Origin of the sequence: Nocardioides sp. (genome assembly GCF_016462705.1) — a bacterium.
Lineage (GTDB): Bacteria > Actinomycetota > Actinomycetes > Propionibacteriales > Nocardioidaceae > Nocardioides.
The window spans coordinates 1-11,782 of the sequence record NZ_JAEMSS010000136.1 but is presented as its reverse complement, the minus strand read 5'-3'; the positions used below and the strand labels follow the sequence as shown (position 1 = coordinate 11,782).

Annotated in this window: 12 protein-coding genes and 1 pseudogene; 10 read left to right on the top strand and 3 right to left on the bottom strand. The window is 73.6% G+C overall.

Annotated features, from left to right (window positions below):
• Nucleotides 1-829: hypothetical protein (locus JHD21_RS15990; protein WP_292677222.1), on the top strand; the 829-nt coding region annotated here is incomplete at its 5' end.
• A 20-nt stretch (nucleotides 830-849) separates the two neighbouring features.
• Here JHD21_RS15990 and JHD21_RS15985 read toward each other — a convergent pair.
• Nucleotides 850-1,968 (bottom strand): class I SAM-dependent methyltransferase, encoded by a 1,119-nt coding sequence (locus JHD21_RS15985; protein WP_292677220.1) that lies wholly within the window; start codon nucleotides 1,966-1,968, stop codon nucleotides 850-852.
• A gap of 147 nt (nucleotides 1,969-2,115) precedes the next feature.
• Between JHD21_RS15985 and JHD21_RS15980 the strand changes: the two genes are divergently transcribed.
• Nucleotides 2,116-2,841 carry a PIG-L family deacetylase gene (locus JHD21_RS15980; protein WP_292677217.1) on the top strand — a complete coding sequence of 242 codons (726 nt, stop codon included), beginning with the start codon at nucleotides 2,116-2,118 and terminating at the stop codon, nucleotides 2,839-2,841.
• Nucleotides 2,842-2,864: 23 nt separating this feature from the next.
• Nucleotides 2,865-5,798, top strand: coding sequence for a BTAD domain-containing putative transcriptional regulator (locus tag JHD21_RS15975; RefSeq protein ID WP_292677215.1), 2,934 nt, complete (start codon nucleotides 2,865-2,867; stop codon nucleotides 5,796-5,798).
• A 10-nt stretch (nucleotides 5,799-5,808) separates the two neighbouring features.
• Here JHD21_RS15975 and JHD21_RS15970 read toward each other — a convergent pair whose 3' ends face one another.
• Nucleotides 5,809-6,288 (bottom strand): GNAT family N-acetyltransferase, encoded by a 480-nt coding sequence (locus tag JHD21_RS15970; RefSeq protein WP_292677213.1) that lies wholly within the window; start codon nucleotides 6,286-6,288, stop codon nucleotides 5,809-5,811.
• 50 nt (nucleotides 6,289-6,338) lie between these two features.
• Between JHD21_RS15970 and JHD21_RS15965 the strand changes: the two genes are divergently transcribed.
• Nucleotides 6,339-6,878, top strand: a complete 540-nt coding sequence (locus JHD21_RS15965) for an HIT domain-containing protein (RefSeq protein WP_292677211.1) — start codon at nucleotides 6,339-6,341, stop codon at nucleotides 6,876-6,878.
• Between the two features lie 8 nt (nucleotides 6,879-6,886).
• Here the strand turns inward: JHD21_RS15965 and JHD21_RS15960 are convergent, their stop codons facing one another.
• Nucleotides 6,887-7,024, bottom strand: coding sequence for a hypothetical protein (locus JHD21_RS15960; protein ID WP_292677209.1), 138 nt, complete (start codon nucleotides 7,022-7,024; stop codon nucleotides 6,887-6,889).
• 93 nt (nucleotides 7,025-7,117) lie between these two features.
• On the opposite strand from JHD21_RS15960, the gene pgsA reads away from it, so the two are divergent.
• From pgsA to JHD21_RS15930, 6 genes and pseudogenes are all read left to right on the top strand, one after another.
• The gene (pgsA, locus tag JHD21_RS15955; RefSeq protein WP_292677207.1) at nucleotides 7,118-7,750 is read left to right on the top strand and encodes a phosphatidylinositol phosphate synthase; all 633 of its coding nucleotides are present in this window, start codon (nucleotides 7,118-7,120) and stop codon (nucleotides 7,748-7,750) included.
• 9 nt (nucleotides 7,751-7,759) lie between these two features.
• Nucleotides 7,760-8,665: a pyridoxal 5'-phosphate synthase lyase subunit PdxS gene (pdxS, locus tag JHD21_RS15950; RefSeq protein WP_292677205.1), complete on the top strand. Its 906-nt coding sequence runs from the start codon at nucleotides 7,760-7,762 to the stop codon at nucleotides 8,663-8,665.
• Between the two features lie 23 nt (nucleotides 8,666-8,688).
• On the top strand, nucleotides 8,689-10,194 hold the full coding sequence (locus JHD21_RS15945) for a carboxylesterase family protein (protein ID WP_292677203.1): 1,506 nt from the start codon (nucleotides 8,689-8,691) through the stop codon (nucleotides 10,192-10,194).
• A 181-nt stretch (nucleotides 10,195-10,375) separates the two neighbouring features.
• Complete coding sequence (locus JHD21_RS15940; RefSeq protein ID WP_292677202.1) at nucleotides 10,376-11,035, top strand: hypothetical protein; 660 nt, start codon at nucleotides 10,376-10,378, stop codon at nucleotides 11,033-11,035.
• A 28-nt stretch (nucleotides 11,036-11,063) separates the two neighbouring features.
• Entirely contained in the window at nucleotides 11,064-11,666 is a 603-nt protein-coding gene (gene pdxT / locus JHD21_RS15935) for a pyridoxal 5'-phosphate synthase glutaminase subunit PdxT (protein ID WP_292677200.1), read from the top strand.
• A gap of 15 nt (nucleotides 11,667-11,681) precedes the next feature.
• A pseudogene (locus JHD21_RS15930) lies at nucleotides 11,682-11,782 on the top strand (YebC/PmpR family DNA-binding transcriptional regulator); the annotation flags it as partial.

The following is an 11,782-nucleotide window of genomic DNA, read 5'->3' as shown; positions in this document are numbered from 1 at the left end:
GTCGCCGACCGCGCTCCCCACGGCACCGCCGGTGGACCAGGCGGAGCTCCAGCGCCAGGAGGAGCTCGTCCAGCTGGCCGCGGCGGCGCAGGAGCAGGCCGCCGCTCTCAACGCACAGGAGGACGCGGTGCCGCCCCGGGACGGGCCGGTCCTGGGGGCCGACATCAGCTGGCCCCAGTGCCCGCCGGGGATGGGGATCGAGCACAAGGAGACCTCGGGTCAGCCGATGCCCACCGCCGAGGCCGAGTACGTCGTCGTGGGACTCACCAACGGGCCGGGGTTCCACGCCAACCCGTGCCTGGCCGACCAGGTCGCGTGGGTGAAGCAGCGCGGCCTGCTGATGGCGGCGTACTCCGTCATCAGCTGGCCCGACGAAGCCGCCCAGGCCGAGTACGGCGGGCTGCAGGAGGCCGGGTACGCGCAGGCGCAGTTCAACGTGGCGTCGATGGAGGCGGCGGGGCTCGAGTCGCCGCTGGTCTGGCTCGACGTCGAGCAGGTGCCGTTCTACGAGTGGAGCGCCGACAAGGCCGCCAACGCCCAGGTGGTCGTCGGTGCCGCCCAGGGCTACCTCGACGCGGGCTACCGGGTCGGCGTCTACTCCACGCCCTACATCTGGGAGTCGCTCGTGGGCGACCTGGCGTTCGGGGTGCCGGAGTGGCGGGCGGCCGGCCAGACCTCCCAGGCCGAGGCCCTCGACCGGTGCGGAGGCGACTGGTCCATCCAGGGCGGCGAGGCGGTGCTGGGGCAGTGGGTCCAGGACGCCCGCGACAAGAACATCACCTGCCCCGGGATCGAGGCCGACCTCGGGCGCTGGTTCGCCCGCGGCTGACCCCGATCCCGGCTCGTGACTCAGCCGCGGGCGGTGATCACCATGTTGAAGGCGGACTCGGCCACCTTCCTGGCCCCGGGGAACCCGCCGTCGGCGAACGCCTGCAGGGTCCGCCGGGGACCGGCCTGGTTGCCCAGCGCGTCGCCGCCCTGCGACATCGCGTTGGGCACGCACAGGTTGTGCCCGGAGGCGTACCAGACGAGGCCGAGCGGGTTGAGGTTGTCCTCCAGCCGGTCGCCGGCGTTCGGCTCCACGGCGAAGAACCACCCGTCCTCGGCCAGGTGCGCCTTGGCGTAGGCCAGCGCGCCGACCGGGTCACCGAGGTCGTGCAGGGTGTCGAACATGCAGATGAGGTCGTAGGTGCCCTCGTAGGCCTGCGCCTCCGCGACCTCGAAGGTCACCCGGTCGGCCACGCCGGCGCCCCGGGCGGCGACGGCCGCGCGGCGCACGGACTCCTCGTGGAGGTCGACCCCGACGAACGTCGAGGCGGGGAACGCCTCGGCCATCGCGATGGTCGCGGTGCCCAGGCCACAGCCGACGTCGAGGACCCGGATCCCCGACTCCAGCCGCGCGACCAGCTCCGGCTCCGCCGCCAGCCACTCGGGGACCAGGACGTTGCGGAACGTGGGGCGGAAGAAGCGCTCGAAGCCGACGAACAGCCGCGAGTCGTGCTGGTGCCAGCCCAGGCCCTCGCCGCTGGCGTAGCCGTGTGCCAGCTCGTCGACGGTGGGCCAGACCGAGGCGAGGACCTCGAAGCCGGAGGCCATGAACGCCGGTCCGTCCTCGTCGGCGAGGACGAGCGCGTGCTCCGGGGGGAGGGTGAACGCCTGGGTGTCGGGGTCGTAGGAGATGTAGCCGGCGGCGGCCTGGGCGGCCAGCCACTCCCGCACGTAGCGCTCCGTGTAGCCGAGACGCTGCGCCAGCTGCGCGCTGGTGCTCCCGGGGTGCGCCGCGAGGCCCCGCCACAGCCCGAGCCGGTAGCCGAGGTAGGAGAGAAGCGTGTGGTGGCCGATGCCCAGGTCGGTCACGACCTTCCCGGCGAACTCCTCGACCTTGGTCTCGTCGATCGCCGCCGCTGCGCCGTCCTGGTCGACGTTCTCGTCCTGGGTCGTCACCGGGTCGTGGGTGGTGGTGCTCATGGATGGTTCCTCTCGTCCGAACGGGCCCTGGTGACCCGCCTTCGGTCACACGCTGGGCCGACGGGCTGGCAGGACGCTGTCGTGGAGCACGCGTCGGGCCGGACCTCGTGACAGCCGGGTGACAGCGGCGGGCGGCACGATGCAGTCATGAGCGCGACCGACCTCTCCTGGCTGGGCGGCACCGTCGTCGTCTGGGCCCACCCGGACGACGAGACCTACCTGAGCGGGGGGACCGTGGCGGCCCTCGTGGACCTCGGCCTCCGCGTCGTCTCCGTGACCGCGACCCGCGGCGAGGCGGGCGGCCCGGATCCGAGCCCCGCCGGCCGGACTGCCACCGCGCGGCTGCGCACGGCGGAGCTCGAGGACGCCCTCCAGGTGCTCGGCGTCACCGAGCACCACTGGCTCGGCTACGAGGACGGTCGCTGCGCGGACGCGGACCCCGAGCCGGCCGTGCGCTGCCTGGCCGACCTGCTCGACGACGTACGCCCGGACACGGTCCTGACCTTCGGGCCGGACGGGTTCACCGGGCACCCTGACCACCAGGCCGTGAGCCGGTGGGTCGACCTGGCCCTCGGCCGTACGGCGGCCCGCCCTCGGCTGCTGCACGCGGTCGCCACCGAGCAGGACCGGGTCGACCCCCAGCTCGACGAGGACTTCGGCGTCTACGAGCTCGGCCAGCCGCGGCTCGTGGAGCCGGACGAGCTCGCCCTGCGGCTGGACCTGGACCCCGCGTCGCTGCGCCGCAAGGTGACCGCCCTCGAGCTGCAGGCGTCCCAGACCGCGGGCTTGATCGAGGCGGTCGGCCTGCCACGGTTCTCGGCGTGGGTCGCGGTCGAGGCGTTCGCCGACCCGGCGACGGTCGCGGCGCGCTGAGGCTCGACCTAGGCTCAGGGCGCATGGAGTCCGAGCCGCGGCCGTCGGCCGTGTGGGTGGGCGTCCTCGGGCCTCTCGCACTGAGGGTGGACGACGCCGACGTCAAGGTCCCGGGCGTCCGCCGACGCACGCTCCTGGCCACGCTGGCGCTGGCCCGGGGCCGGGTGGTCGGGGTGGAGCGCCTCGTCGACGCGCTCTGGCCCGACGACCCGCCCGACGACGCCGCGCAGGCGCTCTACAACCACGTCTCGCGCCTGCGCGCCGATCTGGGTCCGGCCGGGGGTCGGCTCACCCGGCGGGGTGCCGGCTACGTCCTCGAGCTCACCGACGACGAGCTCGACGCGACCGTGGTGAGGGCCGCGGCCGACCGGCTCGCCGACCTGCCGCCCGAGCAGGTGCTGGCGGACGCCCGCGAGGCTCTGGACCTGTGGCGCGGGCCGGCCCTCGAGGAGTTCCGCGGCCACCCCGAGCTGGACGTGGAGGCCGTGGCCCTCGACGAGCTGCGACTGCGCCTCCACGACGAGCTGGTGCGAGCCCGGATCGAGGTCGGGGACGGCTCCGCGGTCGCGGACGCGAGCGCCGCGGTGGCGGCCGACCCGCTGCGCGAGCGCAGCGTCCTGCTGCTGATGCGGGCCCTGGCCGGTGAAGGGCGGGCCGCCGAGGCGATGACGGCCGGGTCGTCGTACCGCCGCCTCCTCGCCGAGGAGACCGGTCTGGATCCCGGTCCCGCCCTGGCCCGGCTGGAGCAGGAGATCGCCGCGGGCGGCCTGGCCCCGCACGAGCCGGAGGCCGGTCCGGCGCGTCGGACCGTCGCGCGTCCCTCCGGGCCGCTGGTCGGACGCGAGCACGACTACGACGAGGTGCTGAGGTTGCTCGCCGGCCACCGGGTGGTGACGGTCACCGGGCCGGGCGGCGTCGGCAAGACCCGGCTCGCGTTCGAGGTCGCCGCCGGACTCGCCGAGGCACACGACGTCGACGTCGTCGTCGTCGACCTCGCCGCCGTCGAGGACGCCACCCGGCTCGTCCAGGCCGTGGCCACGACCATCGGTCTCCGGCTCATCGCCGCCGAACCGTCGACGCCCGTCGAGGTCGCCACCGCGCTGGCCGACACGCCGCTGCTGCTGCTGCTCGACAACGCCGAGCACGTGGCCGAGGCCTGCCGGGACCTGGTCGACGCCATCGACCGGCACGCGCCCGCGGTGCGTGTGCTGGTGACCTCGCGCGTGACGCTGCACGCCGCGAGCGAGTACGTGATCCGGCTCCAGCCGCTGCCCACCCCGCGCGACGCGGGCGACCTGGCCGCGCTCGAGCGGCAGCCCAGCGTGCAGGCGTTCCTCGAGCACGCCAGACGCCGGGACCGGGGCTTCGAGCTGACGGCGATCGACGCGGCGCCGCTCGTGGAGATCCTGCAGCACCTCGACGGACTGCCGCTGGCCATCGAGCTGGTGGCCGGCCAGGTCGCGATGCTGCCCCTGGTCGCTGTCCGGGACCGCCTGAGCAGGTCCCTCGACCTGGCCACCGTGGGGGAGGGGCACGAGGACGACCGGCAGCGCACGCTGCGGCTCACGATCCGGTGGTCCTACGACCGGCTGACCTCGGCGCAGCAGATGCTGCTGCGGGCCGTCGCTGCCTACCCGGGTGGCGTCGACCTGGTGACCGTCGAGGAGCTCGCCGACGAGGTCGCCCCGGGGTACGACCCGATGCGGCTGCTGCACGGTCTCGTGGACGCGTCGCTGCTCGACGTCGACCCCGGCAGGGCCAGGTACCGGCTGCTGTTCACGGTCCGGGCCTTCCTGATCGAGGAGGTCGAGGCCCTCGGGGAGAGCGCCGACGCGGAGGACCGGTTCCTCCGCTGGGCGGTCCGGGCGGCGGAGGAGATCGGCGCAGGTCTCTACTCCACGGCCGAGGCGCTGGCCGACCGCCGACTCCGCGCGGAGCTCGACAACCTCCGCGCCGCCCGGGACCTGGCGCGCAGTCGCGGGCTGCTGGACGAACGGGTGGAGATCACCCTCGCGGTCGACGAGCCCGCGCTCTGGCGAGACCTCCGCGAGATCTGGTCGTGGTGCCTGGAGCTCGCGACCTCACCCGAGATCGCCGGTCACCCACGCGAGGTGGAGCTCCTGGGTGCCGGTGCGGAGGCGGCCCGGCAGGCCGGCGACTACGAGCGTGCCGTCGCGCTGGCGACCCGAGGGCTGGAGATGGGGCGGGCGACGGGCACCTCGACGGCACGGTGCTGGTCCGCACTGGCCGCCGTCGCGCACTACCGGGGGGACTTCGCCGCGGCCGCCCGCGACTGGCAGCGCAGCGCCCGGTCCGTGGGGCCCTCGGCCGCCGGACTCCTGGCCAGTGCGGCGCTGGCCGCGGCGTACGGCGGCGACCGAGCGGGAGCGGAGACGATCCTGGCCGAGGCCCGCACGCACGTCCAGGTGCACCCGATCGGGAGCAACCGGGCCTTCGTGACGTACGTCGAGGGCGAGCTGGCCGCCGCCGACAGCGCCGACCTGGCGCTCGCTCGCTACACCGCGGCCGTCGAGGAGGCCCGCAGCGTCGGCGCCACGTTCGTGGCCGGCGTGGCCGAGGTGGCGCGGGCCACCCTGCAGGGGCGGATCGGTGACCGCGCCACGGCCGCCGCCGCCTACAGCCGCCTGCTCGACGCCTGGCGCACCAGTGGCCACGGACCACAGCTCTGGACCACCGCGCGCAACGCGGCGACCCTGCTCGTCGACCAGGGCTACCCCCGGGAGGCGGCGCTGCTCCTGCTCCGCGCCGACGCCACCCCTGACGCTGCCGCCGTCGACCAGGAGATCGCCCGGCACAGCGGCCGCAGCTTCGTCCCGGTGGAGACGGTGGTCGCCGCCGACGAGCTCGAGGCACTCAGGGCGCAGGTGGCCACGATGACCACCACGGACGTCGTCGAGCTCGCGCGCACGGCGCTGTCCAGGATCGCGGCCGGCTGACCGCCCTGGTTCAGAGCCGCTTGACGTAGCGCCGGCAGGGCGAGGTGTACGTCGCGCCGCCCGCGCTCACGACGTAGGGCAGGTCTCCCGCGTCGACCCAGCCGCGCCGCTCGTAGAAGCGCCGGGCCCGGGCGTTGCCGACCACCACGGCCAGCCAGGCCTCGGCGAAACCGGCGGCCCGCACGCGGCGCTCGGCCTCCTCGAGGAGCGGTCCGGCGACCCCGGTGCCGTGGTGCGCGGGGTCGACGAACACCTGCTCGACCTCGTCGTCGGCGGTCATCGTGAACCCGACGACCGCCCCGTCGACCTCGGCGACGGTGGTGTCGGCCACCCGGGCCGGCGTCCGGTCCCGGAACGCGGCCAGCGTGCGGGCCGCGGTGAGACCGTCCGGGACGTGCCCCGGATGAGCCACGTGCCATGCCTCGTGCCAGATCTCGGCCACCCTGGACATGTCGGCGGCGGTGGCCGGGCGCAGGGTCGGGACCGCCATGCCGTTCACCCTAGGGAATCGGCCGGGGCCGGAGCCCTAGGCTGGGCGCGATGAGTGACGAGACCACCCGGCAGGACGGCGTGGGCGGCCCCGACGAGCTGGAGCGGCTGTGGACCCCGCACCGGATGGCCTACATCCGCGGTGAGAACAAGCCTGCCGACGGCACCTCGGGGGAGTGCCCCTTCTGCCGGATCCCGAAGCTGGGTGACGAGGAGGGCCTGGTGGTCCGCCGCGGGGACCTGGCGTACGCCGTCCTCAACCTCTACCCCTACGCGCCGGGCCACCTGATGGTGTGCCCCTACCGGCACATCGCCGACTACACCGAGACGACGGACGAGGAGGCGGCGGAGATCGCGGGCCTGACCCGGCAGGCGATGCGCGTGGTCCGTGCGGTCTCCGGAGCCGACGGTTTCAACATCGGCATGAACCAGGGCCACATCGCCGGCGCCGGCATCGCGGCGCACCTGCACCAGCACGTCGTGCCGCGCTGGCTGGGCGACCAGAACTTCATGCCGATCATCGGGCGCACCAAGACCCTGCCCGAGCTCCTCGTGGACACCCGGGCGCTGCTGGCCGAGGCCTGGAGCTGAGCTGGGTCTCAGCGCTTCTTGCTGGTGAGGTTGTTCATCGGGCTGGCGCCGTTCTTGGAGGCCGCTTCACGCTTCTCGGCGCGCTTCTCCTTGATGGACTTCCCGGTCTTGGCGGTCTTGCTCTGTCGCGGCGACTTGTCGCTCATGGGGATCCTCTGGTCGGAAGCCTGAGTGGCTCCGTGCTGTGACGGTACGCCCTGGCCCGGCACCGACCCGGCGACCGATAGCCTGCCGCCACGATGTTGGACAGATTCAAGGCCTTCTGGCAGGGCGTCATGCTCGCGCCCTTCGTCAACCTGTTCATCAGGCTCGGCATCAGCCCGGACGCCATCACGGTCGTCGGGACGGTCGGCGTCTCGGCAGGGGCGCTGGTGTTCTTCCCGCAGGGGATGCTCTGGCAGGGCGTGCTCGTGATCACGGCGTTCATCTTCAGCGACCTGGTCGACGGGGCGATGGCGCGCAAGCTGGGCCGGGCCAGCAGCTTCGGCGCGTTCCTCGACTCCACCCTCGACCGGGTGGCGGACGCGGCGCTGTTCGGCGGAATGGCCCTGTTCTTCGCGTGGCAGACCGAGGACGAGGTCTACCTCGCGGTCACCCTGGTCTGCCTGGTGATGGGCGGCGTCGTGTCCTACGCCCGGGCCAAGGGTGAGCAGCTCGGCTACGACGCCAAGACCGGTCTCGCCGAGCGGCCGGACCGTCTGGTCGGGCTGCTGGTGCCGGCGTTCTTCGGCGACCTGCTCGGCGTACCGGTGCTCTACGAGGTCGCGCTGTGGCTGATCGCGGTGCTCAGCACGATCACCGTCGTCCAGCGGATCCTCAAGGTGCGTCGCCAGGCGGTCGCCGAATCGGCCCAGATCCCGCCACAGAACTAGACTCGGGGCATGTCCGAGCAGTCCTCTGAAGAGATCGTCACCGGCACCACCAAGGTCAAGCGCGGCATGGCCGAGATGCTCAAGGGCGGCGTCATCATGGACGTGGTCACCGCGGAGCAGGCCAAGATCGCCGAGGACGCCGGCGCGGTCGCCGTCATGGCGCTCGAGCGGGTGCCCGCGGACATCCGCGCGCAGGGTGGCGTGAGCCGGATGAGCGACCCGGACATGATCGACTCGATCATCGAGGCGGTGTCGATCCCGGTGATGGCCAAGGCCCGGATCGGGCACTTCGCCGAGGCGCAGGTCCTGCAGAGCCTGGGCGTCGACTACGTCGACGAGTCCGAGGTGCTGACCCCGGCCGACTACGCCAACCACATCGACAAGTGGGCCTTCACGGTCCCGTTCGTGTGCGGCGCGACCAACCTGGGCGAGGCGTTGCGCCGGATCACCGAGGGCGCGGCGATGATCCGGTCCAAGGGCGAGGCCGGCACCGGCGACGTCTCCAACGCGGTCACCCACATGCGCACCATCCGTGCCGAGATCCGCCGGCTGACCTCCATGGAGGAAGACGAGCTCTACGTCGCGGCCAAGGAGCTGCAGGCGCCGCACGACCTGGTCGCCGAGGTCGCCCGGCGCGGCAAGCTCCCCGTCGTGCTGTTCACCGCGGGCGGCATCGCCACCCCGGCCGACGCCGCGATGATGATGCAGCTCGGTGCGGAGGGCGTCTTCGTCGGGTCCGGCATCTTCAAGTCCGGCAACCCGGCCCAGCGCGCGGAGGCGATCGTCAAGGCCACGACGTTCCACGACGACCCGGACGTCGTGGCCAAGGTCTCCCGGGGGCTCGGCGAGGCGATGGTCGGCATCAACGTCGAGGACATCCCGCAGCCGCACCGGCTGGCCGAGCGCGGCTGGTAGTGGGCCGCGGCGGCCCGGGGCGTGTGGGGGCCCTGCTCCTCGCCCTGGCCGCCGTCGCTCTCGCCGGGTGTCGGTCCGGCACCGGTCCGACCGACCCGGCTGGCGCGGTCGTGCAGACCTCGTCCGGCGCGGTCCGGGGGGTCGAGCTCGACGGGGTGACGAGCTGGCGCGGGATCCCCTACGCCGCTCCGCCGGTCGGGGACCTGCGCTGGCGCGCGCCCGAGCCCCCCGGCCCGTGGGACGGGGTCCGCGACGCAGCGGAGTACGGGCCGGTCTGTCCGCAGGGGCCCGCCTCGACCATGTCCGACGCGCTCCGCGAGGCGGCCCGGGGCAGTGAGGACTGCCTCCACCTCAACGTCCACCGGCCGGCTGACGCCGGCTCCGGCATGCCGGTCATGGTGTGGATCCACGGCGGCGGGTTCGCGCTCGGCTCGGGCAGCCGGGCTCTCTTCAACAGCCCCGAGCTGGTCCGGCGCGGCGTCGTCCTGGTCACCCTCAACTACCGGCTCGGTGCGCTCGGGTTCCTGGCCCACCCGGCCCTCCAGACGGACGGGACCAGGGTGGGCAACTTCGCCCTGCTCGACCAGATCGCCGCGCTGCGGTGGGTGCAGGACAACATCGAGGCGTTCGGCGGGGACCCGTCCAACGTCACCATCTTCGGTGAGTCCGCGGGTGGCATCTCGGTCAACGCGCTGATGGCCGCCCCGTCCGCCGAGGGGCTGTTCGCCAAGGCGATCTCGCAGTCCGGGTTCGGTCGCGAGGGTGCGCTCGGCTGGGACACGGCTGTGGCGCTGGGGGAGCAGGCCGTGCGGCCGCTGGTCGGGGCCGAGGCGACGGCGGCAGACCTGCGGGCCCTCGACGCCGAGGCGGTCATGCAGGTGTCGACGGGCATCCTCGGAGGACTGGCGCCCATCGCCGACGACGTGCTTCCGCGCTCGGTCTCGGCGACCTTCGCGGCCGGCGACGAGGCCGACGTCCCCTACGTCGTGGGCAGCACCGACAGCGAGGTCCCCCGCGCACCGGTGGAGCAGCTCGGACCCGAGGCGGGGAAGGTGTGGGGCTCCCTGCGGACCGGGCTGGCTCCCGAGGTCACGGCAGCCTACGGCGGCGACGAGCAGCGCGACCTCCACCTCGGCTCCGACCTGCTGTTCACCGAACCGGCACGTCACCTCGCGCGGACGCACTCCGACGACGCACCGACGTACCTCTACCGGTTCGCCGTCGCGCCGGACCCGGTGCTCGCCGCCGACGGCGGGGCGCCGCACACCGCGGAGCTCGCGTTCGTCTTCGACGACACCGAGCGCCAGGGCACCCCTGTCGCGAACGCCGGGGCGCTGGCCGACCAGGTGGCCGACCTGTGGGTGGACTTCGCCACCGACGGCGAGCCGGGGGGATGGCCACTCGCCGGCACCGGCCGGATCCTGTCCTTCGGCCCGGACGGGCCGATCGCGCTGGCCGACCCGTGGGGCCCGCGCCTCGACCTGGTCCAGACCGGGTACGACCTGGCACGGCCCCAGGGTCCGGCATAGGCATCCCCGGTAGTGGGCATGGCCCGTTCGGACCATTTCCTGTCCGACCGGTCAGGAACGGCCCCCCGTTCGGCCATTTTCGTGGGAAGTCGCGTGTCTCGGCACCGTCTCCACCGTTCCCATGGGTGACAGCGCGGCACCGTCAGGGGGGCGCACCGGCTGGGGAGGGGGAGTGTCTGCCATGGGCCGGTCCTATCGCGGCCTCGGCCTGGTCGGCCTCATGCTCCTCGTCGTCGCCCCGCTGACCCTGTTCGCCGTGCTCTCCCTGTTCGAGGACGAGTCCGCGGACGCCATCAGGCTCAGCCTCGACGGCGAGCACTGGACCGAGGCGGTCGACGGCGACCTGTTCGCCTCGGAGCAGCCCTGGCTCCCGGGAGAGACCCGCAGCGCGATCGTCTACGTGCGGAACAGCGGCCCGGCGCCCGTCGACGCGGACGTCACGGTCGACTGTCGCTCCACCGACCAGGTGGTGCTCGACGGCGGCCTCGCGCTCGCCACCCAGGTGGGTCGGGAGCCGGCGGTGCCGTTCTCCGCGGAGATGGACCCGCGCAAGGTGAGGATCGAGGGGTTGGCGGCCGACTCGACGCTGCCCCTCACGGTGACCGCGACCTTCGCCGGGACGGGGCCCGTCGGGGCCACGATCGACAGCCACGACGTGCGGCTGGCGCTGAGGATCAGGGGCGCCCGATCCGAGGACGCCGGGCCTCCGTCTCTCCTCGACGCCGCCGGTGCCCAGCTCTGGCTGGCGCCCGTCCTGCTCGTCGCGGCCGCCGGTGTGGCGCTCCGGGTCCAGGCGCGCCGGGCCCCTCGACCCCCCGGGCCCGGAGACACCCCGCGCTGAGCGTCGAGGCGGTCCCTACGATCGGGCGGTGAGCAGAGCACCCCGGGTCGGCGTACTCGCCCTGCAGGGCGACGTGCGCGAGCACCTGGCGGCGCTGGCTCGCCTGGGTGTCGACGCCGCCGCCGTACGCCGTCCCGCCGAGCTCGCCGCGGTCCACGCCCTGGTGCTCCCGGGCGGGGAGTCGACGACCATGGCCAAGCTGGCCCGCACGTTCGAGCTGCTCGAGCCGCTGCGCGCCCGGGTGGCGGCAGGGCTCCCGGTGCTCGGCACCTGCGCGGGCATGATCCTGCTCGCGGACCGGGTCGAGGACGGCGCGGTCGGGCAGGAGACCGTCGGGGGGCTCGACATCACGGTGCGCCGCAACGCGTTCGGGCGCCAGGTGGACTCCTTCGAGGAGGACCTGCAGGTGGCCGGGGTCGACGGCCCGGTCCACGCGGTCTTCATCAGGGCTCCCTGGGTCGAACACGTGGGCGAGGGTGTCGACGTGCTCGCCCAGGTGGAGGCCGGGCCGGCCGCCGGTAGGATCGTCGCGGTCCGTCAAGGACCGCTGATGGCTACGTCGTTCCACCCGGAGGTGGGTGGCGATTCCCGGATCCACGCGCTGTTCCTGTCCGGCGCGGGACTTACGTGAGGTTGAGAGAGACGCATGTCTGGCCACTCCAAGTGGGCGACCACGAAGCACAAGAAGGCCATCGTCGACGCCAAGCGCGGCAAGATGTTCGCCAAGCTGATCAAGAACATCGAGGT